The sequence below is a fragment of the Priestia megaterium genome (assembly GCF_023824195.1).
Classification (GTDB): domain Bacteria; phylum Bacillota; class Bacilli; order Bacillales; family Bacillaceae_H; genus Priestia; species Priestia megaterium_D.
In genome coordinates, this window is the sequence record NZ_CP085442.1 from 129,040 (window position 1) to 155,000 (window position 25,961).

Below are 25,961 nucleotides of genomic sequence, written 5' to 3' on the forward strand. Positions count from 1 at the left end.
GAATAACCAATGCCAAAAGTAGCATTGTTTAACCAAAACGGTGAAAACGTTGGAGAAATCGAACTTCAAGATGCCGTTTTCGGTATCGAACCAAACAACAAAGTACTTTTCGACGCGATCGTAATGCAACGCGCATCTCAACGTCAAGGTACTTCTAAAGTTAAAAATCGTTCTGAAGTAAGAGGCGGTGGCCGTAAGCCATGGCGTCAAAAAGGTACTGGTCGTGCTCGTCAAGGATCTATCCGTTCTCCACAATGGCGTGGTGGTGGCGTAGTATTTGGTCCAGTTCCAAGAAGCTATAGCTACAAATTACCTAAAAAAGTTCGTCGTTTAGCAATTAAGTCTGCATTATCAACTAAAGTTCAAGATAACAGCATCGTTGTTCTTGAAGCTCTTTCTTTTGATGCTCCAAAAACAAAAGAAATGGTAGCAGTTCTTAAAAACCTAACAGTAGAACGCAAAGCATTAGTAGTAACTGCTGATCTTAACGAAAACGTTGCACTTTCAGCACGTAATATTCCTGGTGTAACAGTTGTTGCAGCTAATGGTTTAAGCGTATTAGACGTTATGAACCATGATAAGCTTGTAATCACTAAAGACGCAGTTGAAAAAGTAGAGGAGGTGCTTGCATAATGAAAGATCCTCGTGATATTATTAAGCGCCCCGTAATTACAGAACGTTCAACAGACTTAATGGCTGAGAAAAAATATACGTTTGATGTTGATGTAAGAGCTAATAAAACTGAGGTTAAAGATGCTATCGAAAAAATCTTTGACGTAAAAGTTGAAAAAGTAAACATCATGAACTACAAAGGTAAATTCAAGCGTGTAGGTCGCTACAGTGGTCTTACTAACCGTCGTCGTAAAGCGGTAGTAACACTAACTCAAGAGAGCAACGAAATCGAATTCTTCGAAGCTTAAGATTACTAGAGAAGGAGGGAAATTGAGATGGCGATTAAAAAGTATAAACCAACCTCAAATGGTCGTCGTGGCATGTCAGTTTCTGATTTCGCTGAAATTACTACTGACAAACCAGAAAAATCGTTACTTGCACCTGTCAAGAGAAAAGGTGGTCGTAACAACCAAGGTAAATTGACTGTTCGTCACCAAGGTGGTGGGCACAAGCGTCAATACCGTATCATCGATTTTAAACGCGATAAAGATGGAATACCTGGACGCGTTGCTACAATCGAATATGATCCAAACCGTTCAGCTAACATCGCATTAATTCATTATGCTGATGGTGAAAAACGTTACATCCTTGCTCCTAAAAACCTAAAAGTAGGTTTAGAAGTTATGTCAGGTCCTGAAGCTGACATTAAAGTAGGTAACGCGCTTCCTTTAGCTAACATTCCTGTTGGTACAGTAGTACACAACATCGAATTGAAACCTGGTAAAGGTGGACAATTAGTTCGTTCTGCAGGTACATCTGCTCAAGTACTTGGTAAAGAAGGTAAATACGTATTAGTACGTTTAACTTCTGGTGAAGTACGCATGATTCTTGCAACTTGTCGTGCAACTGTAGGTCAAGTTGGTAACGAACAACACGAGTTAATCAACATCGGTAAAGCCGGTCGTTCTCGTTGGTTAGGTATCCGTCCAACTGTACGTGGTTCTGTAATGAACCCTAACGATCACCCACACGGTGGTGGTGAAGGACGTGCTCCAATCGGACGTAAGTCTCCAATGAGTCCATGGGGTAAACCAACACTTGGTTACAAAACTCGTAAGAAGAAAAACAAATCCGATAAATTTATCGTTCGTCGTCGTAAAAAATAACGGGATTGAGCTACGGTTCAAACGAACCGTAGGACAATCACGAAGGGAGGTTCATTTATGGGTCGCAGCTTAAAGAAAGGACCTTTTGTAGATGACCATTTAATCAACAAAATTGAGAAGTTAAACGAAACTGACAGCAAGCAAGTAGTAAAAACTTGGTCTCGTCGTTCAACTATCTTCCCTCAGTTCATTGGTCATACAATTGCTGTATATGACGGTCGTAAACATGTACCAGTTTATGTTACTGAAGACATGGTAGGTCACAAACTTGGTGAATTCGCACCATCTCGTACTTACAAAGGTCACGCAAGTGATGATAAGAAAACAAGACGCTAATATGAGAGGAGGCTTTTAAATGCAAGCTAAAGCTGTCGCGAGAACAGTACGTATTGCTCCTCGTAAAGTTCGTTTAGTTGTAGATTTAATTCGAGGTAAGCAAGTGGGTGAAGCGCTAGCAGTGCTACTTCACACGCCAAAGGCTGCTTCTCCAGTCGTTGAGAAAGTATTAAAATCTGCTATTGCCAATGCAGAACACAATTATGAAATGGACGCTAACAATTTAGTTATTACTGACGCTTTTGTTAACGAAGGTCCAACTTTAAAACGTTTCCGTCCACGCGCTATGGGACGTGCAAGCCAAATCAACAAGCGCACAAGCCACATCACAATCGTGGTATCAGAAAAGAAGGAGGGATAATTCATGGGTCAAAAGGTAAATCCGGTCGGTCTTCGCGTCGGTGTCATCCGTGATTGGGAATCAAGATGGTTCGCTGGCAAAGACTACGCTGACTTATTACATGAAGACTTAAAAGTACGTGAATATATCGCTAAACGTTTAAACGATGCAGCTGTTTCTAAAGTTGAAATCGAACGCGCTGCTAACCGCTTAAACGTAACGATCCACACTGCAAAACCTGGTATGGTAATTGGTAAAGGTGGTACTGAAGTAGAATCACTTCGTAAAGCTCTTAACCAATTAACAGGCAAGCGTGTACACATTAACATCCTTGAAATTAAACGAGCAGATTTAGATGCTAAACTAGTAGCTGAAAACATCGCTCGCCAACTTGAGAACCGTGTATCATTCCGTCGTGCTCAAAAGCAAGCTATTCAACGTAGTATGCGTGCTGGCGCACAAGGTATCAAAACAATGGTATCTGGTCGTTTAGGCGGAGCTGATATTGCTCGTTCTGAATATTACAGTGAAGGTACAGTTCCACTTCATACACTTCGCGCTGATATTGACTATGCTCACGCTGAAGCAGATACTACTTATGGTAAACTTGGTGTGAAAGTATGGATCTATCGTGGAGAGGTTCTTCCTACTAAAAAGAAAACTGAGGAAGGAGGAAAATAATTATGTTATTACCAAAACGCGTTAAATATCGTCGCGAACACCGCGGAAAAATGCGTGGACGCGCTAAAGGTGGTACGGAAGTACATTTCGGTGAATTCGGTTTACAAGCTACTGAAGCTTCTTGGATTACAAACCGTCAAATCGAAGCTGCTCGTATCGCAATGACTCGTTACATGAAACGTGGCGGTAAAGTATGGATTAAAATTTTCCCTTCTAAACCTTATACTGCTAAGCCTCTAGAAGTCCGAATGGGTTCTGGTAAAGGTGCTCCTGAAGGTTGGGTAGCAGTTGTTAAACCTGGAAAAGTAATGTTTGAAATTTCAGGTGTATCTGAAGAGGTTGCACGTGAAGCTTTACGTTTAGCTGCACACAAGCTACCTGTAAAATGTAAGTTTGTAAAACGTGAAGAAATTGGTGGTGATTCTAATGAAAGCTAATGAAATTCGTGACCTTACCACTGCTGAAATTGAACAAAAAGTTAAGGCATTAAAAGAAGAGTTGTTTAACCTTCGTTTCCAATTAGCGACTGGACAATTAGAGAATACTACTCGTATTCGCGAAGTGCGCAAATCGATCGCTCGTATGAAAACTGTAGTTCGTGAAAGAGAGATTGCTGCTAATAAATAATTAAGTCTGAGAGGAGGCTTTCAGAATGAGTGAACGCAACCAACGTAAAGTTTACACTGGCCGCGTAGTTTCTGACAAAATGGATAAGACTGTTACTGTTCTTGTTGAAACTTACAAAAAGCATTCGCTTTATGGCAAGCGTGTAAAATACTCAAAGAAATTCAAAGCTCACGATGAAAACAATACAGCTCAACTAGGCGATATCGTGAAGATCATGGAAACTCGTCCGTTATCAGCTACTAAACGTTTCCGTCTAGTAGAAGTTGTAGAAAAAGCTGTTATCATCTAATAGTTAAGATAGATCGGATAAGAATGATTCATCCGAAGGGAGGTTTCGTACATGATTCAACAAGAATCTCGTTTAAAAGTTGCAGACAACTCTGGTGCACGTGAGGTACTTACTATTAAAGTACTTGGTGGTTCAGGTCGCAAGACAGCAAACATTGGTGATGTTATCGTTTGTACGGTGAAACAAGCAACACCAGGAGGCGTTGTTAAAAAAGGTGACGTTGTTAAAGCTGTTGTTGTACGTACAAAAAGTGGTGTTCGCCGTACTGACGGTTCTTACATCCGTTTCGACGAAAATGCTTGCGTAATCATCCGTGACGACAAAGGACCACGTGGTACTCGTATCTTCGGACCAGTTGCTCGTGAATTACGTGATAACAACTTCATGAAGATCGTATCATTAGCTCCAGAAGTTATCTAATTGATATATAGAACAAATACAAAATGCCTTTTAAGGAGGTGCGAATAGGATGCATGTTAAAAAGGGCGACAAAGTAGTGGTTATCTCTGGTAAAGACAAAGGTAAGCAAGGTGAAGTACTTGCAGCTTTCCCAAAGAAAGACCGTGTACTTGTTGAAGGCGTGAACGTTGTTAAAAAACACTCTAAACCTTCTCAAGTAAATCCACAAGGTGGAATCGTTAGCCAAGAGGCACCTATCCACGTATCAAACGTAATGCCGTTGGATCCTAAATCTGGTGAGCCAACTCGTGTTGGGTACCAAGTTATCGATGGCAAAAAGGTACGTGTAGCAAAAAAATCTGGTGAAACTTTAGATAAATAATTAATGAAATGTGAAGGGAGGTTTAGTTCACATGAACCGTCTTAAAGAGAAATTTACAAAAGAGATTACTCCTGCTCTAGTTAGCAAGTTTAATTATGAATCTGTAATGCAAGTGCCAAAAATCGACAAGATCGTAATCAACATGGGTATCGGTGATGCTGTTTCTAACTCAAAAGCTTTAGATAACGCTGTTGAAGAACTAGCTGAAATCACTGGTCAAAAACCTGTTGTAACTCGTGCGAAAAAATCTATCGCTGGTTTCCGTCTTCGTGAAGGTATGCCAATCGGTGCGAAAGTTACTTTACGCGGCGAGCGTATGTACGAATTCTTCGATAAACTAGTATCAGTATCACTTCCACGTGTGCGTGATTTCCGTGGTGTATCTAAAAAAGCATTTGATGGTCGTGGAAACTACACGTTAGGTGTTAAAGAACAATTGATCTTCCCAGAGATCGATTATGATAAAGTAACTAAAGTTCGTGGTATGGATATCGTTATTGTTACAACAGCAAACACTGATGAAGAAGCTCGTGAGCTTTTAACTCAGTTCGGTATGCCATTCCAGAAGTAATAACTGCCAACGTTAAGCAGAGGAGGCGAAAATGTGGCTAAAAAATCAATGATTGCGAAGCAAAAACGCCAGCAAAAATTCCAAGTACAAGAGTATACACGTTGCGAACGTTGTGGACGTCCACACTCAGTACTACGTAAATTCAAGCTTTGCCGTATTTGTTTCCGTGAGCTTGCTTATAAAGGTCAAATTCCTGGTGTTAAAAAAGCTAGTTGGTAAAACCCAAGTTTGGGAAGGAGGTAAATTAATATGGTAATGACTGATCCTATTGCAGATTTACTAACTCGTATCCGCAATGCGAACATGGTTCGTCATGAGAAAATTGAAGTTCCTGCTTCTAACATTAAGAAGCAAATTGCAGAAATCCTTAAGCGTGAGGGTTTCGTACGTGATGTAGAATACATCGAAGACAACAAACAAGGTATTATCCGTATCTTCTTAAAATACGGTTCAAATAACGAACGTGTAATTACAGGCTTAAAACGTATCAGTAAACCTGGTCTACGTGTTTATGCAAAAACTAACGAAGTACCACGTGTACTTAACGGTTTAGGTATCGCAATCGTTTCTACTTCTCAAGGTGTTTTAACTGACAAAGAAGCTCGTCAAAAGCAAACTGGTGGAGAAGTATTAGCGTACGTTTGGTAATAAGTTTTAAATGTGAATGGAGGTGTAACTATGTCACGTGTTGGTAAAAAGCCTTTAGAACTTCCAGCAGGTGTTACAGTTACGAACGAGAGCAACACTGTAACTGTAAAAGGACCAAAGGGTGAATTAACTCGTACATTCCACCCTGAAATCGAAATTAAAGTTGAAGACAACGTACTAGTTGTTAATCGTCCTAGCGACAATAAAGAGCACCGCGCTCTTCACGGAACTACTCGTAGCCTTTTAGGTAACATGGTTGAAGGTGTTACTAAAGGATTCGAACGTGGTTTAGAATTAGTCGGTGTAGGTTACCGTGCACAAAAATCTGGTAGCAAATTAGTATTGAGCGTTGGATACTCTCACCCAGTTGAGATTACTCCTGAAACAGGAATCGAAATCGAAGTTCCTTCTCAAACTAAGATCGTTATTAAAGGTATTGATAAAGAACGCGTAGGTGCATTAGCTGCAAATATTCGTGACGTTCGTCCACCAGAGCCTTACAAAGGTAAAGGTATTCGTTACGAAGGCGAATATGTACGTCGTAAAGAAGGTAAAACTGCTAAGAAGTAATGCCGGTTAGGTAAAAGAAAGGAGTGCCCGAAATGATCACGAAGCTTGATAAAAACAAAGTTCGTAAAAAAAGACATGCTCGTGTTCGTGCGAAGTTATCTGGAACTGCAACTCGTCCGCGTTTAAACGTGTTCCGTTCTAATCAACATATTTACGCACAAGTTATCGACGATTTAAATTCAGTAACAATCGCAAGTGCTTCAACGTTAGATAAAGACCTGACTTTAGAAAGCACTGGTAACACTGAAGCTGCTATCAAAGTTGGCGAATTAGTCGCTAAACGCGCAGTAGAAAAAGGTGTAAACGAAGTAGTATTCGACCGTGGCGGTTATTTATATCATGGCCGTGTTAAAGCATTAGCTGACGCTGCTCGTGAAGCTGGATTACAATTCTAATTGTAAAAGGAGGGAAAATCATGCGTCGTATTGATCCAAATAAATTAGAGCTTGAAGAACGTGTTGTTACCGTTAACCGCGTAGCTAAAGTTGTGAAAGGTGGACGTCGTTTCCGCTTCGCTGCATTAGTTGTAGTTGGTGACAAAAACGGTCACGTTGGATTCGGTACTGGTAAAGCACAAGAGGTACCAGATGCAATCCGTAAAGCTATTGAAGATGCGAAGAAAAACTTAATTACTGTACCTATGGTTGGTACAACTATTCCACACGAAATCCTTGGACAATTTGGTGCAGGTCAAATTTTCTTAAAACCTGCTTCTGAAGGTACAGGAGTTATCGCTGGTGGCCCAGTTCGTGCGGTACTAGAATTGGGTGGAGTAAGTGATATTCTATCTAAATCTTTAGGTTCAAACACTCCAATCAACATGGTACGTGCAACTCTTAACGGTTTAGCTAACCTAAAACGTGCTGAAGATGTTGCAAAACTACGTGGCAAGACTGTAGAAGAACTGTTAGGATAAGGGAGGGATATAGAATGGCAAACAAACTAGCAATTACCCTTACTCGTAGCGTAATTGGTCGTCCAGAAGATCAACGTGTAACTGTTCGTACACTTGGCCTACGTAAGTTAAATCAAACTGTCGTTCAAGACGATAATCCTGCAATTCGCGGAATGATTAACAAAGTAGCTCACCTTGTTACAGTAAAAGAGCAATAAGTATAAATTGTCACTCTAAGGAGGTGCTCCGGAATGAAACTTCATGAATTGAAACCAGCTGAAGGTTCACGTAAAGTACGTAACCGTGTAGGTCGTGGTACTGGTTCAGGTAACGGAAAGACTTCAGGTAAAGGTCACAAAGGGCAAAACGCTCGCTCTGGCGGTGGCGTAAGACCTGGCTTCGAAGGTGGTCAAACTCCTTTATTCCGTCGTCTTCCAAAACGTGGGTTCACTAATATCAATCGCAAAGAATACGCGATCGTTAATTTAGAAGCTCTTAACCGTTTTGAAGATGGAACTGAAGTAACACCAGAATTATTAATCGAAACTGGTTTAGTAAGCAAAGCAAAAGCTGGCGTTAAAGTACTAGGAAACGGTACATTAAACTCTAAGCTAACTGTTAAAGCTGCTAAATTCTCTTCAACTGCTAAAGAAGCTATCGAAGCTGCTGGCGGTACAGTTGAGGTGATCTAATGTTTCAAACAATCTCCAATTTAATGCGCGTGCGTGAAATAAGACAAAAAATCTTTTTCACTTTGTTAATGTTAATTGTCTTCCGAATTGGTACATTTATTCCTGTACCAAGTGTTAATACGGATGTACTAAAATTGCAAGATGGGTTAAATGTATTCGGAGTTCTGAATACATTTGGCGGCGGCGCGTTAAAAAACTTCTCCATTCTTGCTATGGGCATTATGCCTTATATTACAGCATCCATCATCGTCCAATTATTGCAGATGGATGTTGTACCTAAGTTTACAGAATGGTCAAAGCAGGGAGATGTTGGGCGCCGTAAATTAGCTCAAGTAACTCGTTATGGAACAATTGTGCTTGGATTTATCCAGGCTTTAGGTATGTCTATAGGATTCAACAATATTTCGGGCGGACAATTGATCGCTAATCCAGGAATTTCTACGTATCTTCTAATTGCTACAGTGTTAACGGCAGGTACTGCCTTCTTAATGTGGTTAGGAGAGCAGATTACTGCAAAAGGCGTAGGTAATGGTATTTCTATCATTATCTTTGCTGGGATTGCAGCTGGTATTCCGACAACATTAAATCAAATTTATGCACAGCAATTTGAAGACGTTGGGGATCAATTATTCATTCGTATCGTAACGGTAGTTTTAATTGCAATTGCAGTTTTAGCTATTATTGTTGGGGTTATTTATTTCCAACAAGCGCTACGAAAAATTCCTATTCAATATGCAAAGGGTTCAGCTGGTCGTAATCCTGTTGGAGGTCAATCCACTCATTTACCGTTAAAAGTAAATGCTGCTGGGGTTATTCCTGTTATCTTTGCAGTTTCATTTATTATTACACCACCAACAATTGCATCATTTTTCGGTCCAAATGATGTAACGACGTGGATTCAGAATACATTTGACTATACTAAGCCAATTGGTATGATAGTGTATGTAGCGTTAATCATTGCTTTTTGTTACTTCTATACATTTGTTCAAGTTAACCCTGAACAAGTAGCAGAGAACTTGAAAAAGCAAGGTGGCTACATCCCAGGCATCCGTCCTGGTAAAAGCACACAAGCTTATTTAACGAAAGTGTTATATCGTCTGACATTAATCGGCTCGATATTCCTTGCGTTAATTGCTGTGTTGCCGGTTCTGTTCATCAAAATTGCAAACTTACCATCATCTGCTCAGATCGGCGGTACTAGTTTGTTAATTGTTGTCGGTGTAGCTCTTGAGACAATGAAACAGCTTGAGAGTCAATTAGTGAAACGCCATTATAAGGGATTTATTAAGTAAAGCTGTTTAGTGGGAAGCAAGCTGCTTTCCCATTAAACGGATAAGATACTGAGGGGGAAGCAAGAAATGAATTTAGTGTTAATGGGCCTTCCTGGTGCTGGGAAAGGTACTCAAGCAGAAAAAATCGTTGAGCATTACGATATCCCTCATATCTCAACAGGAGATATGTTCCGAGCTGCAATTAAAGAAGGAACGCAACTAGGTTTAAAAGCTAAATCATTTATGGATCAAGGTAACCTTGTTCCTGATGAAGTAACAATTGGAATTGTGCGCGAGCGTTTAAACAAACAAGATTGTGAAAACGGCTTTTTACTTGATGGCTTCCCAAGAACAGTAGCCCAAGCAGAAGCTCTTGAAACAATTACAAAAGAACTAAACAAGCAAATTGATTATGTGATTAATATTGATGTAGATCAAAGCATTTTAATGGAGCGTCTTACTGGACGCCGCATTTGTAAAGATTGCGGAGCTACTTACCACTTAGTATTCAATCCTCCTGCGAAAGAAGGAGTTTGTGACAAATGTGGCGGAGAGCTCTACCAACGTGCAGATGACAATGCTGAGACGGTTTCAACTAGACTTTCAGTTAATGTTAAACAATCTCAACCTCTACTTGATTTCTATCAAGAAAAAGGTTATCTACGCAATATTAATGGTAATCAAGATATTAACATTGTGTTTGAGGATGTTCGTCAATTACTTGCTGGGGTTAAGCAATGATCATTTGCAAGACACCAGAGGAAATTGAGGTCATGCGTGAAGCTGGACGAATCGTGGCTTTAACTCATCAAGAGTTAAAAAAGCATATCGCTCCAGGTATTACGACTATAGAATTGGATGCAATTGCTGAAAATTTTATTCGTCAACATGATGCAATTCCGTCTTTTAAAGGGTATAATGGTTTTCGCGGCAGTGTATGTGCTTCTGTGAATGAAGAATTAGTTCATGGTATTCCGGGTGAACGCAAGCTTAATGAAGGGGATATCATCAGTTTAGACATCGGAGCTAAATTCGGTGGCTATCACGGTGATTCAGCTTGGACATATGGAGTAGGAAAGATTTCATTAGAAAATCAAGAGCTGCTTGATGTGACTGAGCAATCTCTCTACAAAGGATTAGCAGAAGCTAAGCCGGGTGAGCGTTTGTCGAATATTTCACATGCTATTCAACAGTACGCAGAATCACGTAACTTTTCGATTGTAAGAGAATATGTTGGCCATGGGGTCGGCAAAGACTTACATGAAGATCCGCAAGTACCTCATTATGGTCCACCGAATAAAGGACCGCGTCTACGTCCAGGCATGGTATTGGCAGTTGAGCCAATGGTGAATGCTGGTATGCGATATGTAAAAACATTACCTGATAACTGGACAGTTGTCACAGTAGATGGTAAAATGTGTGCGCACTTCGAACATACTATTGCAATTACTGAGACGGGATATGAAATTCTGACAGCATTGTAATGTTAAAGGATGTTATCTCTATCCATTCCTCGCTAGATGCACTGGACAGTAAACAGTAATTATCTAAATTCACGATGATCGTTTTTCGTCTGAATTGCTGTTAAAATGGTAAAGATGTATATTAGCGTCAATCATCTTGAATTTAATGATTACGATCTCCGGATGTTCAGAACAGGTTCTTTTTAAGTCGTTTAATGATAGCTTGTTACTGTTTCAAAGAAAGGAGAGCACTTTAATGGCAAAAGACGATGTAATTGAAGTTGAAGGTACAGTTGCTGAGACTTTACCTAACGCTATGTTCAAGGTAGAATTAGAAAATGGTCATACAGTACTTGCTCACGTATCAGGAAAAATTCGCATGCATTTCATTCGAATCTTACCTGGTGATAAAGTAACTGTAGAATTGTCACCATACGATTTAACTCGCGGTAGAATTACGTACCGTTTCAAATAAAACCTATGCACTCCGTACTATCAAGGAGGTATGAAACATGAAAGTCAGACCATCAGTTAAACCAATCTGCGAAAAATGTAAAGTTATCCGTAGAAAAGGTAAAGTAATGGTAATTTGTGAAAACCCTAAGCATAAACAAAAACAAGGTTAATCAATAAGGAGGTGCACTATTCATATGGCACGTATTGCTGGTGTTGATATTCCTCGTGACAAGCGTGTAGTAATTTCATTAACATACATTTTCGGTATTGGTCGTCCAACTGCTGAAAAAGTTCTAGCTGAAGCTGGAGTTTCTGAAGATACTCGCGTTCGTGACTTAACAGAAGAAGAATTAGGTAAAATTCGTGATATTTTAGATAGCTATAAAGTAGAAGGCGATCTTCGTCGTGAAGTTTCTTTAAACATCAAACGTTTAATTGAGATTGGTTCATACCGTGGTATCCGCCACCGTCGTAGTTTACCAGTTCGTGGTCAAAACAGTAAAAACAATGCTCGTACACGTAAAGGCCCACGCCGTACTGTAGCGAACAAGAAGAAATAATTAGTAAGGGAGGTCATTAACAGATGGCACGTAAAACTAATACACGTAAACGTCGCGTGAAAAAGAATATTGAAGCTGGTGTAGCTCATATTCGCTCAACGTTTAACAACACTATTGTAACAATTACAGATGTTCACGGTAATGCGATTGCTTGGTCTAGTGCAGGCGCACTTGGCTTCAGAGGTTCTCGTAAATCTACTCCATTTGCTGCGCAAATGGCTGCTGAAACTGCTGCTAAAGTTTCTATGGATAACGGAATGAAAACTCTTGAAGTTACAGTTAAAGGCCCTGGTGCTGGTCGTGAAGCAGCTATCCGTGCTCTTCAAGCTGCAGGTTTAGAAGTAACAGCTATTAAAGATGTTACTCCTGTACCTCACAACGGATGCCGCCCACCAAAACGTCGTCGTGTATAATTAATATGTATAGATTCTATTTCGTTGTCTATAATGATGATGGTGTAGAATTTATTCATGCAACGAAATGTTTTCCATTTGTTGTGCACATTCGGGAACTGTCTAATAGGGAATTTCGGTTAGGCATTTGAGAAATCAGCCGTCTAGCCGAGGTTTCGACGTTTTGAAGGAGGGTTTATATTGATAGAGATTGAAAAGCCAAAAATCGAAACGGTAGAAATCAGCGATGATAGAAAGTACGGTAAATTCGTCGTCGAACCACTTGAGCGTGGATATGGTACTACTTTGGGTAACTCCTTACGTCGTATCCTATTATCCTCACTCCCTGGTGCAGCTGTAACATCTATTCAAATTGAAGGTGTATTACATGAATTTTCAACAGTTCCTGGAGTTGTTGAAGATGTAACAAACATCATTTTAAACGTTAAAAAGTTAGCGTTAAAGATTTACTCTGATGAAGAGAAAACACTTGAGATCGATGTTAAAGGTCCTGGTACAGTAACGGCTGCTGACATTCAAGCAGACAGCGATATCGAAGTTCTAAATCCGGATCTTCATATTGCAACACTTGAGTCAGATGCTCATTTCCGTATGAGACTTACTGCTCGCACAGGTCGAGGTTATAATCCTGCCGATGCTAACAAGCGTGAAGACCAACCAATTGGTGTACTTCCAATTGATTCAATCTATACGCCTGTTACTCGCGTATCGTATTATGTAGAGAATACTCGTGTTGGTCAAATGACAAATTACGATAAGTTAACGTTGGATGTTTGGACTGACGGTAGCATCGAGCCAGAAAAAGCTGTTGCTTTAGGTGCAAAGATTCTAACGGAACACTTAAATATCTTCGTTAACTTAACAGATGAAGCTCAAAAAGCAGAGATTATGGTAGAAAAAGAAGAAGACCAGAAAGAAAAAGTTCTAGAGATGACGATCGAGGAACTAGATTTATCTGTTCGTTCTTACAACTGCTTAAAACGAGCAGGCATCAATACTGTACAAGAGCTTGCTAATAAAACAGAAGAAGATATGATGAAAGTTCGTAACTTAGGCCGTAAATCTTTAGAAGAAGTTAAAGCTAAACTTGAAGAATTAGGTTTGGGTCTACGTAAGGACGACTGATTATATCTACCTGTTTAACTACTTAACAAAGGAGGGGACCTCACATGTCTTACCGTAAATTAGGTCGTACAAGCGCACAACGCAAGGCGCTTCTTCGTGATTTAACAACTGATTTAATCATCAGTGAACGCATTGAGACAACTGAAGCTCGTGCAAAAGAATTACGTTCAACTGTTGAAAAAATGATTACTTTAGGTAAACGTGGAGATCTACACGCTCGTCGTCAAGCTGCATCTTACATCCGTAATGAAGTAGCTAACGAAGAAGCTGGTCAAAGCGCTTTACAAAAACTATTCAGCGATATCGCTACTCGCTACGAAGATCGCCAAGGCGGTTACACTCGTATCTTAAAAGTTGGACCTCGCCGTGGTGACGGTGCTCCAATGGTTATCATTGAATTAGTTTAATATTTTTAATACAGATAGAAAAGGGCGAGACAGTGTGTAACTAGTCGTTGCCCTTTTTTTATACCTAAAACCGGGTAAATAGTGTAAAAAATCAATGTAGGCAATGCTGCAATAGAAAAAGCTGAGAGGAAGATAGCGTTGAAAGAAATGTCTTTAGAGGTAAAAGATTTATGCTTTCGATACGATCCTGAAGCAGACCTAACATTAGATCACCTTTCTCTCTCTGCTTATAAAGGTGAATGGTTAGCGATAGCTGGACATAATGGATCTGGTAAGTCGACGCTGGCACGAATTCTAAACGGCCTTTTGCTACCTGAAAAAGGAACGGTTCGAGTGGGCGATACTCTTTTATCTGAAGAAACAATATGGGATGTGCGCAAGCAGATTGGAATGGTGTTTCAAAATCCAGATAATCAATTTGTTGGCTCAACCGTTCAAGACGATATTGCGTTTGGGCTTGAAAACAACGGGATTCCATTTGAGATTATGGAAAAACGTATACCTGAAGCAATCGAAATGGTCAATATGAGTGCTTTTCTGGATCAAGAGCCTCATCAGCTATCAGGTGGACAAAAACAGCGTGTGGCCATTGCGGGTATAATTGCCGTACAGCCATCTGTCATCATTCTAGATGAAGCAACATCTATGTTAGATCCTATTGGGCGAACTGAAGTGCTTGAAACTGTTAGAAAATTAAAAGAAGAAAAACAACTGACGGTTATTTCAATTACTCACGATTTAGATGAAGTAGCAATGGCTGACAGAGTCGTTGTGATGAACAAAGGGAAGATATATGCAACAGGTACTCCACGCGAAGTATTTGCATTAGGTTCCAAGTTAACGGATATTGGACTAGACTTGCCGTTTTCCGTTAAACTAAGCCATCGTTTTGCTTCCGTAGGAATTCCTTTATCAAAAATTCATTTAACAGATGAGGACTTGGTGGACGAACTATGGACATTATATTCAAAGAAGTAGAGCATCGTTATCAAGTTAATACACCATTTGAACGAATTGCTCTACATGACTTAAATTTAAACATTCAATCAGGTACATTTTTGGCTGTTATTGGCCATACTGGTTCTGGGAAATCAACAATCATACAGCATCTGAATGCCTTATTGAAGCCAACTGCTGGTGAAATTCAAATCGGTGAGCGCACCATTAAAGCCAATCGAAAAGAAAAGAATTTAAAAGCTATTCGTCAGCAAGTAGGCGTGGTGTTTCAATTTCCAGAACATCAGCTTTTTGAAGAAACGGTGGAAAAAGATATAGCTTTTGGACCAATGAATTATGGCGTTTCGGAAGAAGAAGCAAAGCAAAAAGCAAGAGAGCTTATCAAGTTAGTAGGGTTGCCAGAAGACATTCTCACCAGATCTCCTTTTGATTTGAGCGGTGGACAAATGCGTCGTGTAGCGATAGCAGGTATTTTAGCGATGAATCCTAATGTGCTAATTTTAGATGAACCAACTGCTGGATTGGACCCTAGAGGGCGTCAAGAAATTATGAATATGATTTATCGTCTTCATAAAGAAAAAGGCTTGACGACGATTCTCGTGACTCACAGCATGGAAGATGCAGCTATGTACGCTGATGAGCTAATTGTGATGAATAAGGGAACGGTTGCGATGAAAGGGTCACCTAGAGAAGTGTTTGGTCAGCATACGCAGCTAAAAGAATATGGATTGGATGTTCCAGAATCGCTTCGCTTTATGCTGAAGCTGCAAGAGAAATTTCAGCTTGAAGCATCGGATACGGTAATTACCTTTTCTGAAGTGGTAGAGAAAGTGCAGCACCTTATGCAGCAAGGTGAACGATTATGATGAACTCAATCATTATTGGTAAGTATGTGCCGGGTCAATCGGTTGTCCATCGAATGGATCCTCGGGCCAAGCTGCTTCTTGTGTTTGCGTATGTATTAATTGTGTTTTTAGCAAATAACCCTATCGGCTATGCTTTTTTAGGTGTGTATACCCTTATGATAGTGGCCATGAGTAAAGTGCCCCTTTCGTTTATTTTAAGAGGGTTAAAGCCCGTTATGTTTATTATTATCATCACGTTTCTTTTGCACATTTTTATGACAAAGGAAGGTCCTCTTTTATTTGAATGGGGATGGTTTTCTGTCTATAAAGGCGGCCTTATTCAAGGTGTTTTAATTTCCTTGCGCTTCTTGTTCTTAATTTTAATTACGACGATGCTAACTTTAACGACTACGCCTATTGAAGTAACAGATGGAATGGAAAGCTTGCTGAATCCATTTAAAAAGCTCAAGCTTCCCGTACACGAATTAGCTTTAATGATGTCCATTTCTCTTCGCTTTATTCCTACATTGATGGAAGAGACAGATAAAATTATTAAAGCGCAGACAGCACGAGGAGTGGACTTTAGCAGCGGCCCCATTACGGATCGTTTGAAAGCTGTCGTTCCTTTGCTTGTTCCTTTGTTTATAGGTTCGTTTAAGCGCGCTGAAGAGCTAGCTATTGCCATGGAGGCAAGGGGTTATAAAGGCGGAGAAGGGCGTACAAAGTATCGTCAATTGAAATGGGGAAGCATAGATACAATTATGCTTTTACTTCTGCTAGCAGTAGCAGTTGTTTTAGTGCTGATTAGAACGTAAAGATTGTTTGGTGAAAAGATGAAACGTTTAAAATGTATAGTTGCATACGACGGCACCCACTTTTCCGGTTATCAAGTTCAGCCCAATAAGCGAACTGTTCAACTGGAGATTGAAGCCGTTCTAGAAAAAATGCATAACAAAAAAGTGCCGATTTACGCCTCTGGACGAACGGACACAAATGTTCATGCACAGGGGCAAGTCATTCATTTTGATACAAACCTAAATATTCCATGTGATAAGTGGAAAAAAGCATTGAATTCAATGCTACCAGATGATATTGTAATGAAGAATGTATGTGAAGTTGATGCACATTTTCACGCCCGGTATGACGTTACTTCAAAAGAGTATCGCTATCATATTTTGCGCGGCGAAGATCGAAATCCTTTCACTCGTTCTTATGCATACCATTACCCTTATCCATTAGACTACTCAAAAATGAAAAAAGCCATCACATATTTACTCGGTACACACGACTTTACAAGCTTTTGTTCAGCGAGGACAGAAGTGGAAGATAAGATTCGTACGATTTACAAGATTGATATGTATGAAGAGAATAGTCAGCTTGTGTTTAGATTCGTTGGAAGTGGCTTTCTGTATAATATGGTTCGTATTCTTGTTGGAACGCTTTTAGAAGTGGGACAAGGCCGTATTGAACCAGATGCTATAAAAGATATTCTAGAAAGCAAATCACGTCCTCGTGCAGGGAAAACTGCGCCTTCGCAAGGACTATATTTATGGCGCGTTTTCTATGACAACTAAACCTGGTGTAACATTTTCTTGACATTAGTAGCTTAAAGATATAATATATCATATGGTATGTATTTTAACCCCACGGTTAGCCCCGGAAATTAATCGTGTTGAAATAGAAGGTTGAAATAATTTTATAATTGATGATGAAAATTAGGAGGGAAACTCATGCGTACAACTTTCATGGCGAAAGCAAACGAAGTAGAGCGTAAATGGTATGTTGTCGATGCTGAAGGTAAAACTTTAGGTCGTTTAGCAAGTGAAGTAGCATCAATCTTACGCGGTAAACATAAACCAACTTTTACACCACATGTTGATACTGGTGATCACGTGATCCTTATCAATGCGTCAAAAATCGAATTAACAGGTAAAAAATTAACTGATAAAATTTATTACCGTCACAGCATGCACCCAGGTGGTTTGAAACAACGTACAGCATTAGAAATGCGTACTAACTACTCTGAGAAAATGCTTGAATTAGGAATCAAAGGCATGCTTCCAAAAGGTAGCCTAGGCCGTCAAATGTTCAAAAAATTACATGTGTATGCTGGTGACACACATCCACATGAAGCACAAAAACCAGAAGTTTACGAACTTCGCGGATAATTAATAAGAGGAGGTTATTATCTTGGCACAGGTACAATATTACGGAACTGGTCGTCGTAAAAGCTCTGTTGCTCGTGTACGTTTAGTACCAGGTAACGGTCGCGTAACAATCAACGGTCGTGAAATCGAAGAATACATTCCATTTGCTGCACTACGTGAAGTAGTAAAACAACCACTTGCTTTAACTGAAACTGTAGGTAACTATGACGTATTTGTAAACGTTAATGGTGGAGGTTATGCAGGTCAAGCTGGCGCTATCCGTCACGGAATCTCTCGTGCTTTATTAGAAGCAGACCCTGAATACCGTGGAACATTAAAACGTGCTGGTCTATTAACTCGTGACGCTCGTGCGAAAGAACGTAAAAAATACGGTCTTAAAGGCGCTCGTCGTGCACCACAATTCTCAAAACGTTAATTTTATATTACGTTTCAAGCCTTGGTCTCTGGACCAAGGCTTTTTTTATTTGTTGTTTGCGTATGAGACGAACGCTTGTGCAGACAATATGTAAAAAAGGGAGGCGTTATCGTGAACGAGGTTACATATTTAAAAGAAAAACGTTATGAAAAAGAAATGAAATATGAACGCAAAGTCCTAAGAGAGCTGTCGTTTGATTTGCTTCAAGAGAGGCTGCGCCGTTATTTTCATCCAATGTTTCAGTGGAATATGCTAGGAGACGAACATGTGGAGGAGTACTGTCTTGATATTGCCATAGAATCATTTTTATTAGGTGCCCGGGTGAGTAAACGTGGTAAAGGCTACGAGGATTTTCAGAAGCACAGTAAGCAAGAAGAGTCTCTTTTAATTGATACATTGTACGGAGCCGTTAGCATGTCTGTAACAGACCTTTATCAAGATGGTCTGTATTATTTGTGTCAAGGATATGTGCAGGACTGGTGGAAAGAAGGTTATCGAACCGCAGAAAAAAGACGTCGGTTACGTTTGCATTAAAAAGTACTCATAATTCCCGTTCTTGTCCCATATAGAAATAAATAGGTGAGGCAAGAAGGGAAGGGATAAAATGTCTAAAGTAAAAATAATGAGCACAATTATAGCGCTTCTCGTTCTTTTTGTCATTGTACAATATCAGATAGATCATAAAACATCATCCGGTTCGCTTTCACTTCCTCTTAGCGGGAAAGTTATTGTGCTAGATCCTGGACATGGCGGTGTTGATGGAGGAGCCGTAGGAGAGGAGGAAGTGCTTGAAAAAGAAATAACTCTTAAAATTTCGTTAATGCTTCGGGACTATCTGCAAGAGCAAGGGGCACTTGTTATTATGACGAGAGAAAAAGACGAAGACCTAGCGGCCAAAGACACAAGAGGATACAGTCGCAGAAAAGTAGAAGACTTAAAAAATCGCTTAACGATGATTAATAAATCCAATGCTGATTTGTACTTAAGTATTCACTTGAATGCTATTCCATCCTCTGCGTGGAGAGGGGCTCAAACTTTCTATTACGGGTCCCTAAAAGAAAACGAGCAAGTGGCCAAACTCATTCAACAAGAGCTAAGAAATAATCTGGATAATACGAGTCGTGAAGCAAAAGCTATTCAAACTCTCTACCTTCTTAAGTATTCTAAGCCACCGGGTGCTTTGGTTGAAGTAGGATTCTTATCAAATCCTACAGAACGTAAAATGCTTCAATCGAAACGCTATCAAAAAAAGTTAGCTGAATCCATTTATGAAGGAGTCAGCCGGTATTTTACTGGAGAAAAGCCCAAATAAAAAGCATAGCATCCTTCTATTCAGAAAAATCTAATATGTATGATATACTTGATAGTATAAATAAATAGATTTTAACATGGTGGTGGGAGTATGCTAACGGAAAAGCAAGTAAAAGAAGTAGTAGGGGAAATTACAGATCCATTTTTAAATAAAAAACTATCAGAAACAGATGCGATTAAAGAAATAACAATCAAAGCTGAAAAACAGCATATAAGCCTGAAGATTGCTGTTGCAAAAACAGGTACTAGTGAACAGCTGAGCCTTCAAGGCACGATTGTAGAAGGATTAAAAAAAGCAGGTGTACAGTCGGTTGGACTGCGATTTGTTGAGTTTACGCCTGAAGAACTTCAGCAGTACCGCGCTGAACAACCGAATACTGGCAACTTACTAACTAGTCCGAATGCACCTGAATTTATTGCTATTGCCAGCGGTAAAGGAGGCGTTGGTAAATCAACAGTCTCTGTTAACTTGGCCGTTTCTCTAGCTCGTTTAGGAAAGAAAGTTGGTTTAATTGATGCTGACATTTATGGATTCAGCGTCCCAGATATGATGGGAATTACACAACGTCCTGTAGTAGAAGGTGAAAAGATTATTCCAGTTGACCGTTTCGGAGTAAAAGTTATTTCGATGGGCTTCTTTGTAGAAGATAATTCACCCGTTATCTGGCGAGGACCTATGCTTGGGAAAATGTTGACGAGCTTTTTTACAGAAGTTGAATGGGGAGAATTAGATTATCTTTTACTAGACTTACCTCCCGGAACAGGTGATGTCGCATTAGACGTTCACTCCATGCTTCCTGCTTGTAAAGAAGTCATTATTACGACACCACATCCTACAGCAGCATTTGTTGCAGCTAGAGCGGGTGCTATGGCTTTGAAAACTGATCATGAGGTAATTGGAGTTGTAGAAAATATGGCCTACTTTGAAAGCCAGCTAACAGGGGAAAAAGAGTATGTATTTGGTAAAGGCGGAGGTCCAAAACTTGCTGAGGAACTTCAGACAGAGCTTTTAGGACAGCTTCCGTTAAGTCAGCCCGACTGGAATGAAGAAGATTTTGCACCTTCCATTTACGACGAATCGCATCGTTTAGGTCAAATATATGGAGAGATTGCAAGCAAGATTGCATTTATTTGCGAAAATGAAAAAGCAGCAACAGGAAAATAACAAAAAGCACGCGCTGTTCGAGCGCGTGCTTTTTGCTATTATACAGAGAGTTCAATCTGCGCCTTTTTTAAATCAAATGCAAGGTTTTGTTTTAAGAGAGCTAAAAATGTTTTTCCGGCTGTACTTACGGTGTGAGACTGGTGCTTTAAAATGCCGATTGCAGGCCCCTCATGCAAGTCATGAATCGTTTTAACCACCACTTGATCTGGCGGAAGAGTTGCGCTTATTTGTGGAACAACGGCTATTCCTAAGTTTTCTTTTACAAAATGCTGAAGTGTGCTAATAGTGCCTAACTGGACTTTAGCAGGCAGCTGGCCTGTTCGTTCAAAGATTAGCTGCTCAATTTTCTTTTGAACGGAAGATTGCCCAGCTGTAATCAGCGTTTCGTGTATTAAATCTTTTGCAAAGATTGTTTTTCTTTTTGTTAGAGCATGATTGAATGGTAGTAGCAGCACAAGTTTTTCCGTTAGTAATGCCTCAAATTCTATATCTCTGAACGATTCTGAGACAGTGCCAATCGCGAAATCAATTTCTTGATTGCGTATATGTTGATGAAGATGCTTTTCGTCTGCAACGAGTAAGCTAATTTCTGTGTTGGGATATCTTTTTTTAAATAATGAGAGAATGGAAGGCAGTCGACTGCTTGCTGTAGGCTCTGCAGCACCTATACGAATAGTGCCAGCTTCGCCTGTTGAATAATCCTTTAAGGTGTTATTTAGATATTCATATTCCTTTAGTAAAATATTTGCCCGTTCGTAAAAGATTTTACCTGCTTCAGTAAGTTTAATGCTTTTTCCTCGTTCTAAAAGCTTAAATCCTAGTTCGGATTCTAACTTTTGAATGTGCAGTGTAATGGTAGGCTGAGAGTACTTTAAATATTCAGCGGCTAATTGAAAGCTTCCTAAACGAACAATGGTTTGAAACGTTTTAATAACGCGAAATTCCATCGAATTCCCTCCTTTTGCTATAAAACGATTGTGTTAATTTCTAATATTTTACCATAAAGCTAAGAATTAAAGTTTACAATTCCAATAAAAATACTAAGTATTAAAAAATATAAAGAAGTCATTTAGGTTTTTTAATAAAAATAACTGACATAATTAAATACGCATCTCATATGAGATGCGTATTTAATCACTGCTGTTGCTGTTCTCCGCCTGAATCAGATCCAGCGGAAGAAGAACCACCGTCGTCGCTGCTTTGTTTTTGTCCACCTTGTGTTTCTTCAGCGGCTTTCAAAAGAATGTCTTGAATTTTAGATTGATAAAGAGGGCTATCAAACGTTTCGGTCATAATCTTTTGTAAATAAGTGCGGTATTCCTTACTCTTTAAAACAGTCAGTACTTCTTTTTCCATAGCCGGATCCTTTAAAACATCTTGAAGCATTCCTTGATATTCAGGATCTTTCATCAGTTGTTTGATGACCGTCTTATTTTCTTTTTCCAAACTTTTAGCAAAGCTTTCAGCAAACTTCGGATCATCCATGGCTTTTTTCCAAAATTCCACGCCTTTATCTGATACTAGGGTTTGAGAAATTGTATCTTTTATCGCGTTTTGATCCATTAAAATATCTTGTCTAACAGAAGGGTCTTTCATAATTGCCTCGACTGCTTTTTTTCCTTCATCTGTTTTTAAAATATCAACAACCATTTTCTTTGTTTGATCATAATCCATACCATTGTTCTCTTCATCTTGGGGTGCACAGGCTGTAGCTAAAAGCATACACATTCCTATATAAATGAGGAGCATGAGTCGCTTTTTCATAGTAATGAGCTCCTTTCCTAATATGCTTACGCTTAATATGAGATAATCAAGGTTTTTTATTCATAAAAGAGCTCTAGATTTTTCAAAACGTGATTGGTACAATTTATGAAAAGGTACAATTTTGTAACTTATGGGGGAGATGGAAGTGAATAGTCGAAATTGGGTTCGTCTATTTCTAACCACGTTAGCTGTCGGGGGTATAAGTACAGCTGTTGTTGGGTTTGCGGTGCGCTGGGGGGAATACGGTCACTTATTTCAACAAGGAAAGATAGGAGAAATTGTTGCTGTTTTAACATGGCTCGTAGGCGTAGGGTTTATTTTTAGTTTAATTAGCCAAATGGGTTTTTTTGCATATTTAACTATTCACCGATTTGGGTTGGGAATTTTTAAATCTGCATCTCTTTGGAAATCGGTTCAAATTGTATTTGTTTTATTTGTATTATTTGACGTTGCTTATTTTCGATATAAGTTCTTTCAACAATCGGGAGAAGGCATAGGCAAGTATATTTTGTTAAGCGTTTTCTTGTTAGCGGTGGGGTTGTTAGTGGCGTATGCAAAGAAAAAGCAGACGAATAAAGAGGCTTTTGTACCAGCGCTGTTTTTTATGATTGTTGTAACGACAATTGAATGGTTCCCAGCGCTGCGAACGAACGAAGAAAGCTGGCTTTACCTTATGTTGTTTCCACTTCTAATTTGTAATATGTATCAACTTCTTATTTTGCCGAAACTTCTTACGCACGCAAGAATAGCAAAAGCAGACAAATAGCATATTTGTCTGCTTTTGCTTTCCATATACAGTGGGAATAGATCTTAGCGGATGTCTTTTACTTGGGTTTTTGAATTTGAAATTAATGTTGAAACACTTACGTTTGAGACTTTTTTATTTTGTAATGAATTCTTGATATATGGAATAGCCTTTGCTGTTTGTTGAGCGGAGTCAGACGCGTGCAGCAATATAATATCTCCCCCGTCTAAAGGCTTTGTAACATTCGAGACAATTTTTTCAACCCCTGGATTTGTCCAGTCTTTAGAATCAATGCTCCAGTGAACAGTAGTATATCCTATATCTGCTGTTAATTTTAAGATGTCTTTATTAAATTGCCCATTAGGAGGACGAAGAAGGTGAACATCTTTAAGGCCTAGCGAATCAAAGACTTTCTTTGATTTTGCAAGATCCTGTCTAATCTCATTAGGTTTTAGGCTTGTATAGGAAGTATAGTCATAGCCCATTGTGCCAATTTCGTGACCTTCTTTCTTAATGCGCTCTACAATATCTGGGTGACGTTCAGCCCATGAAGCAGATAAAAAGAAAGTAGCATGTTCAATATGCTGTCTTTTTAGTTCATTCAGAATGGGAATAGCTCTTTCATCTCCCCAGCTGATGTTAAATGTAAGAGCAACTTCCGGATTTTTATCATCCGCCTTATAAACAGCTCTTGGACCGTCATCTGTTGAAAACACGGGGAAGTGAAACGTCTGCTGAGCATAGAGAAAAAAGCTTGTAAAAAACGCAGCAACTACGATAAGCATTGTTTGTTTGATTCTTTTGGCTCGAATAGTATAAAACATATTCATTTTGTCACCTCATTTAATAAGTAGTACTTGTCTAATTTGTATGCGTTTTGTCTACAATTAATAACAGGTAAGGAAAAGAACAACTGATTTTATTTTGATGTTTGAGAATCAATGTCGCAAAAAGTAGGTGAATCAATGAAAATTTGTTTATTTAATCAGGTGGAGTGTTTAGAGTTAGAAGCACTACTTAGAGAAGAAATGAAGAGATCAAACGTTGCTTTTCAACAAAGTTTGAATCATGTAGTTCTTGAACGAAACATTCAAGAGAAGTATCAAATCCTTTCAAAGATCTTGCAAAGGTTCGGTGAAAGCAGGGAAGTAAATAAGATTTTTTGATGAAACGAAAAAAACTTTTCAAAAAGTGTTGACTTTATATAGTACAGATGTTAAATTATTAAATGTCGCTGATGAGTGATTGGAAAACAATCGCAATTCATCAGAAATGAAATATTAAAAAGTTGTTGACAAATGAAAGACAACTTGTTAATATAAAAAAGTCGCCCAAGAGCGGCGGTTGAACTTTGAAAACTGAACAAAGCGACAAACGTCAACGTTAATTTTTATTTTTTTAATTGAGCAAGTCAAACATTTCTTCGGAGAGTTTGATCCTGGCTCAGGATGAACGCTGGCGGCGTGCCTAATACATGCAAGTCGAGCGAACTGATTAGAAGCTTGCTTCTATGACGTTAGCGGCGGACGGGTGAGTAACACGTGGGCAACCTGCCTGTAAGACTGGGATAACTTCGGGAAACCGAAGCTAATACCGGATAGGATCTTCTCCTTCATGGGAGATGATTGAAAGATGGTTTCGGCTATCACTTACAGATGGGCCCGCGGTGCATTAGCTAGTTGGTGAGGTAACGGCTCACCAAGGCAACGATGCATAGCCGACCTGAGAGGGTGATCGGCCACACTGGGACTGAGACACGGCCCAGACTCCTACGGGAGGCAGCAGTAGGGAATCTTCCGCAATGGACGAAAGTCTGACGGAGCAACGCCGCGTGAGTGATGAAGGCTTTCGGGTCGTAAAACTCTGTTGTTAGGGAAGAACAAGTACGAGAGTAACTGCTCGTACCTTGACGGTACCTAACCAGAAAGCCACGGCTAACTACGTGCCAGCAGCCGCGGTAATACGTAGGTGGCAAGCGTTATCCGGAATTATTGGGCGTAAAGCGCGCGCAGGCGGTTTCTTAAGTCTGATGTGAAAGCCCACGGCTCAACCGTGGAGGGTCATTGGAAACTGGGGAACTTGAGTGCAGAAGAGAAAAGCGGAATTCCACGTGTAGCGGTGAAATGCGTAGAGATGTGGAGGAACACCAGTGGCGAAGGCGGCTTTTTGGTCTGTAACTGACGCTGAGGCGCGAAAGCGTGGGGAGCAAACAGGATTAGATACCCTGGTAGTCCACGCCGTAAACGATGAGTGCTAAGTGTTAGAGGGTTTCCGCCCTTTAGTGCTGCAGCTAACGCATTAAGCACTCCGCCTGGGGAGTACGGTCGCAAGACTGAAACTCAAAGGAATTGACGGGGCCCGCACAAGCGGTGGAGCATGTGGTTTAATTCGAAGCAACGCGAAGAACCTTACCAGGTCTTGACATCCTCTGACAACTCTAGAGATAGAGCGTTCCCCTTCGGGGGACAGAGTGACAGGTGGTGCATGGTTGTCGTCAGCTCGTGTCGTGAGATGTTGGGTTAAGTCCCGCAACGAGCGCAACCCTTGATCTTAGTTGCCAGCATTTAGTTGGGCACTCTAAGGTGACTGCCGGTGACAAACCGGAGGAAGGTGGGGATGACGTCAAATCATCATGCCCCTTATGACCTGGGCTACACACGTGCTACAATGGATGGTACAAAGGGCTGC

42 protein-coding genes and 1 rRNA gene (1 of these 43 running past the window's edge) are annotated in these 25,961 nt (G+C 39.9%); 40 read left to right on the forward strand and 3 right to left on the reverse strand.

Going from position 1 to position 25,961, the window contains the following annotated elements:
- The first annotated feature begins 9 nt into the window (after positions 1-9).
- The 37 genes from rplD to LIS78_RS00860 all read left to right on the forward strand — a co-directional run bounded on the left by rplD (position 10) and on the right by LIS78_RS00860 (position 20,764).
- Positions 10-633, forward strand: a complete 624-nt coding sequence (gene rplD, locus LIS78_RS00680) for a 50S ribosomal protein L4 (protein WP_013054928.1) — start codon at positions 10-12, stop codon at positions 631-633.
- On the forward strand, positions 633-920 hold the full coding sequence (rplW, locus tag LIS78_RS00685; RefSeq protein WP_013054929.1) for a 50S ribosomal protein L23: 288 nt from the start codon (positions 633-635) through the stop codon (positions 918-920). Before rplD ends, rplW begins: the two co-directional genes overlap by 1 nt.
- Before the next feature lie 27 nt (positions 921-947).
- A complete protein-coding gene (gene rplB, locus LIS78_RS00690; RefSeq protein ID WP_013054930.1) occupies positions 948-1,778 on the forward strand; it encodes a 50S ribosomal protein L2 in 831 nt (276 codons plus the stop codon).
- A 57-nt stretch (positions 1,779-1,835) separates the two neighbouring features.
- Positions 1,836-2,114: a 30S ribosomal protein S19 gene (rpsS, locus tag LIS78_RS00695; protein ID WP_013054931.1), complete on the forward strand. Its 279-nt coding sequence runs from the start codon at positions 1,836-1,838 to the stop codon at positions 2,112-2,114.
- Positions 2,115-2,133: 19 nt separating this feature from the next.
- Positions 2,134-2,475, forward strand: a complete 342-nt coding sequence (rplV, locus tag LIS78_RS00700) for a 50S ribosomal protein L22 (protein WP_013054932.1) — start codon at positions 2,134-2,136, stop codon at positions 2,473-2,475.
- 3 nt (positions 2,476-2,478) lie between these two features.
- Complete coding sequence (gene rpsC, locus LIS78_RS00705; RefSeq protein WP_013054933.1) at positions 2,479-3,135, forward strand: 30S ribosomal protein S3; 657 nt, start codon at positions 2,479-2,481, stop codon at positions 3,133-3,135.
- Between the two features lie 2 nt (positions 3,136-3,137).
- Entirely contained in the window at positions 3,138-3,572 is a 435-nt protein-coding gene (rplP, locus tag LIS78_RS00710) for a 50S ribosomal protein L16 (RefSeq protein WP_013054934.1), read from the forward strand.
- Positions 3,562-3,762, forward strand: coding sequence for a 50S ribosomal protein L29 (rpmC, locus tag LIS78_RS00715; RefSeq protein ID WP_013054935.1), 201 nt, complete (start codon positions 3,562-3,564; stop codon positions 3,760-3,762). Before rplP ends, rpmC begins: the two co-directional genes overlap by 11 nt.
- A 25-nt stretch (positions 3,763-3,787) precedes the next feature.
- Entirely contained in the window at positions 3,788-4,051 is a 264-nt protein-coding gene (rpsQ, locus tag LIS78_RS00720) for a 30S ribosomal protein S17 (RefSeq protein WP_013054936.1), read from the forward strand.
- A 51-nt stretch (positions 4,052-4,102) separates the two neighbouring features.
- The gene (rplN, locus tag LIS78_RS00725; protein ID WP_013054937.1) at positions 4,103-4,471 is read left to right on the forward strand and encodes a 50S ribosomal protein L14; all 369 of its coding nucleotides are present in this window, start codon (positions 4,103-4,105) and stop codon (positions 4,469-4,471) included.
- A gap of 49 nt (positions 4,472-4,520) precedes the next feature.
- The gene (gene rplX, locus LIS78_RS00730; RefSeq protein WP_013054938.1) at positions 4,521-4,832 is read left to right on the forward strand and encodes a 50S ribosomal protein L24; all 312 of its coding nucleotides are present in this window, start codon (positions 4,521-4,523) and stop codon (positions 4,830-4,832) included.
- A 31-nt stretch (positions 4,833-4,863) separates the two neighbouring features.
- Positions 4,864-5,403, forward strand: a complete 540-nt coding sequence (rplE, locus tag LIS78_RS00735; RefSeq protein WP_013054939.1) for a 50S ribosomal protein L5 — start codon at positions 4,864-4,866, stop codon at positions 5,401-5,403.
- Positions 5,404-5,436: 33 nt separating this feature from the next.
- On the forward strand, positions 5,437-5,622 hold the full coding sequence (locus tag LIS78_RS00740) for a type Z 30S ribosomal protein S14 (RefSeq protein WP_013054940.1): 186 nt from the start codon (positions 5,437-5,439) through the stop codon (positions 5,620-5,622).
- A 30-nt stretch (positions 5,623-5,652) separates the two neighbouring features.
- Positions 5,653-6,051, forward strand: a complete 399-nt coding sequence (gene rpsH, locus LIS78_RS00745; RefSeq protein ID WP_013054941.1) for a 30S ribosomal protein S8 — start codon at positions 5,653-5,655, stop codon at positions 6,049-6,051.
- Positions 6,052-6,081: 30 nt separating this feature from the next.
- On the forward strand, positions 6,082-6,621 hold the full coding sequence (rplF, locus tag LIS78_RS00750) for a 50S ribosomal protein L6 (protein ID WP_013054942.1): 540 nt from the start codon (positions 6,082-6,084) through the stop codon (positions 6,619-6,621).
- A 32-nt stretch (positions 6,622-6,653) separates the two neighbouring features.
- Positions 6,654-7,016, forward strand: coding sequence for a 50S ribosomal protein L18 (rplR, locus tag LIS78_RS00755; protein WP_013054943.1), 363 nt, complete (start codon positions 6,654-6,656; stop codon positions 7,014-7,016).
- A gap of 20 nt (positions 7,017-7,036) precedes the next feature.
- Entirely contained in the window at positions 7,037-7,537 is a 501-nt protein-coding gene (rpsE, locus tag LIS78_RS00760) for a 30S ribosomal protein S5 (RefSeq protein WP_013054944.1), read from the forward strand.
- 14 nt (positions 7,538-7,551) lie between these two features.
- Positions 7,552-7,734: a 50S ribosomal protein L30 gene (rpmD, locus tag LIS78_RS00765; RefSeq protein ID WP_013054945.1), complete on the forward strand. Its 183-nt coding sequence runs from the start codon at positions 7,552-7,554 to the stop codon at positions 7,732-7,734.
- Between the two features lie 33 nt (positions 7,735-7,767).
- A complete protein-coding gene (gene rplO / locus LIS78_RS00770) occupies positions 7,768-8,208 on the forward strand; it encodes a 50S ribosomal protein L15 (protein WP_013054946.1) in 441 nt (146 codons plus the stop codon).
- Entirely contained in the window at positions 8,208-9,500 is a 1,293-nt protein-coding gene (secY, locus tag LIS78_RS00775; RefSeq protein WP_013054947.1) for a preprotein translocase subunit SecY, read from the forward strand. Before rplO ends, secY begins: the two co-directional genes overlap by 1 nt.
- 66 nt (positions 9,501-9,566) lie before the next feature.
- Positions 9,567-10,220, forward strand: coding sequence for an adenylate kinase (locus LIS78_RS00780; RefSeq protein ID WP_013054948.1), 654 nt, complete (start codon positions 9,567-9,569; stop codon positions 10,218-10,220).
- Complete coding sequence (gene map / locus LIS78_RS00785; RefSeq protein ID WP_014462024.1) at positions 10,217-10,963, forward strand: type I methionyl aminopeptidase; 747 nt, start codon at positions 10,217-10,219, stop codon at positions 10,961-10,963. The genes LIS78_RS00780 and map overlap by 4 nt, the downstream gene beginning before the upstream one ends.
- Positions 10,964-11,198: 235 nt before the next feature.
- A complete protein-coding gene (gene infA / locus LIS78_RS00790; RefSeq protein ID WP_010285101.1) occupies positions 11,199-11,417 on the forward strand; it encodes a translation initiation factor IF-1 in 219 nt (72 codons plus the stop codon).
- A 37-nt stretch (positions 11,418-11,454) separates the two neighbouring features.
- Positions 11,455-11,568: a 50S ribosomal protein L36 gene (gene rpmJ, locus LIS78_RS00795; RefSeq protein WP_003156543.1), complete on the forward strand. Its 114-nt coding sequence runs from the start codon at positions 11,455-11,457 to the stop codon at positions 11,566-11,568.
- A gap of 24 nt (positions 11,569-11,592) precedes the next feature.
- A complete protein-coding gene (rpsM, locus tag LIS78_RS00800) occupies positions 11,593-11,958 on the forward strand; it encodes a 30S ribosomal protein S13 (protein WP_013054950.1) in 366 nt (121 codons plus the stop codon).
- A 23-nt stretch (positions 11,959-11,981) separates the two neighbouring features.
- A complete protein-coding gene (gene rpsK, locus LIS78_RS00805; protein WP_013054951.1) occupies positions 11,982-12,371 on the forward strand; it encodes a 30S ribosomal protein S11 in 390 nt (129 codons plus the stop codon).
- 180 nt (positions 12,372-12,551) lie between these two features.
- A complete protein-coding gene (locus LIS78_RS00810) occupies positions 12,552-13,496 on the forward strand; it encodes a DNA-directed RNA polymerase subunit alpha (RefSeq protein WP_013054952.1) in 945 nt (314 codons plus the stop codon).
- A 44-nt stretch (positions 13,497-13,540) separates the two neighbouring features.
- Positions 13,541-13,903, forward strand: coding sequence for a 50S ribosomal protein L17 (gene rplQ / locus LIS78_RS00815; RefSeq protein ID WP_013054953.1), 363 nt, complete (start codon positions 13,541-13,543; stop codon positions 13,901-13,903).
- Between the two features lie 138 nt (positions 13,904-14,041).
- Positions 14,042-14,881: an energy-coupling factor ABC transporter ATP-binding protein gene (locus LIS78_RS00820; protein WP_013054954.1), complete on the forward strand. Its 840-nt coding sequence runs from the start codon at positions 14,042-14,044 to the stop codon at positions 14,879-14,881.
- Positions 14,857-15,726 carry an energy-coupling factor ABC transporter ATP-binding protein gene (locus LIS78_RS00825; RefSeq protein WP_013054955.1) on the forward strand — a complete coding sequence of 290 codons (870 nt, stop codon included), beginning with the start codon at positions 14,857-14,859 and terminating at the stop codon, positions 15,724-15,726. Before LIS78_RS00820 ends, LIS78_RS00825 begins: the two co-directional genes overlap by 25 nt.
- A complete protein-coding gene (locus tag LIS78_RS00830; RefSeq protein ID WP_252284531.1) occupies positions 15,723-16,520 on the forward strand; it encodes an energy-coupling factor transporter transmembrane component T family protein in 798 nt (265 codons plus the stop codon). Before LIS78_RS00825 ends, LIS78_RS00830 begins: the two co-directional genes overlap by 4 nt.
- Before the next feature lie 18 nt (positions 16,521-16,538).
- Positions 16,539-17,279, forward strand: a complete 741-nt coding sequence (gene truA, locus LIS78_RS00835; protein ID WP_013054957.1) for a tRNA pseudouridine(38-40) synthase TruA — start codon at positions 16,539-16,541, stop codon at positions 17,277-17,279.
- Between the two features lie 156 nt (positions 17,280-17,435).
- Complete coding sequence (rplM, locus tag LIS78_RS00840; RefSeq protein ID WP_209150827.1) at positions 17,436-17,873, forward strand: 50S ribosomal protein L13; 438 nt, start codon at positions 17,436-17,438, stop codon at positions 17,871-17,873.
- Between the two features lie 22 nt (positions 17,874-17,895).
- Complete coding sequence (gene rpsI, locus LIS78_RS00845) at positions 17,896-18,288, forward strand: 30S ribosomal protein S9 (RefSeq protein ID WP_013054959.1); 393 nt, start codon at positions 17,896-17,898, stop codon at positions 18,286-18,288.
- Between the two features lie 111 nt (positions 18,289-18,399).
- The gene (locus LIS78_RS00850; RefSeq protein ID WP_013054960.1) at positions 18,400-18,822 is read left to right on the forward strand and encodes a DUF2521 family protein; all 423 of its coding nucleotides are present in this window, start codon (positions 18,400-18,402) and stop codon (positions 18,820-18,822) included.
- 70 nt (positions 18,823-18,892) lie between these two features.
- Positions 18,893-19,600 carry an N-acetylmuramoyl-L-alanine amidase CwlD gene (cwlD, locus tag LIS78_RS00855; RefSeq protein ID WP_209150828.1) on the forward strand — a complete coding sequence of 236 codons (708 nt, stop codon included), beginning with the start codon at positions 18,893-18,895 and terminating at the stop codon, positions 19,598-19,600.
- Between the two features lie 90 nt (positions 19,601-19,690).
- Positions 19,691-20,764: a P-loop NTPase gene (locus tag LIS78_RS00860; RefSeq protein WP_195781453.1), complete on the forward strand. Its 1,074-nt coding sequence runs from the start codon at positions 19,691-19,693 to the stop codon at positions 20,762-20,764.
- Positions 20,765-20,802: 38 nt separating this feature from the next.
- Here LIS78_RS00860 and LIS78_RS00865 read toward each other — a convergent pair whose 3' ends face one another.
- Both LIS78_RS00865 and gerD read right to left on the reverse strand, forming a co-directional pair.
- A complete protein-coding gene (locus LIS78_RS00865; RefSeq protein ID WP_071277644.1) occupies positions 20,803-21,711 on the reverse strand; it encodes a LysR family transcriptional regulator in 909 nt (302 codons plus the stop codon).
- Positions 21,712-21,898: 187 nt separating this feature from the next.
- Positions 21,899-22,528: a spore germination lipoprotein GerD gene (gerD, locus tag LIS78_RS00870; RefSeq protein ID WP_033580786.1), complete on the reverse strand. Its 630-nt coding sequence runs from the start codon at positions 22,526-22,528 to the stop codon at positions 21,899-21,901.
- 145 nt (positions 22,529-22,673) lie between these two features.
- Here gerD and LIS78_RS00875 point away from each other — a divergent pair, with 145 nt between their 5' ends.
- The gene (locus tag LIS78_RS00875) at positions 22,674-23,294 is read left to right on the forward strand and encodes a KinB-signaling pathway activation protein (protein ID WP_195781451.1); all 621 of its coding nucleotides are present in this window, start codon (positions 22,674-22,676) and stop codon (positions 23,292-23,294) included.
- A gap of 44 nt (positions 23,295-23,338) precedes the next feature.
- On the opposite strand, the gene pdaB is transcribed toward LIS78_RS00875, so the two are convergent.
- Entirely contained in the window at positions 23,339-24,103 is a 765-nt protein-coding gene (gene pdaB / locus LIS78_RS00880) for a polysaccharide deacetylase family sporulation protein PdaB (protein WP_195781450.1), read from the reverse strand.
- A 135-nt stretch (positions 24,104-24,238) separates the two neighbouring features.
- Here pdaB and LIS78_RS00885 point away from each other — a divergent pair, with 135 nt between their 5' ends.
- Both LIS78_RS00885 and LIS78_RS00890 read left to right on the forward strand, forming a co-directional pair.
- On the forward strand, positions 24,239-24,439 hold the full coding sequence (locus LIS78_RS00885) for a hypothetical protein (protein WP_116077794.1): 201 nt from the start codon (positions 24,239-24,241) through the stop codon (positions 24,437-24,439).
- Between the two features lie 254 nt (positions 24,440-24,693).
- Positions 24,694-25,961: ribosomal RNA gene (locus tag LIS78_RS00890) — 16S ribosomal RNA — on the forward strand; it runs 283 nt beyond the window's last position.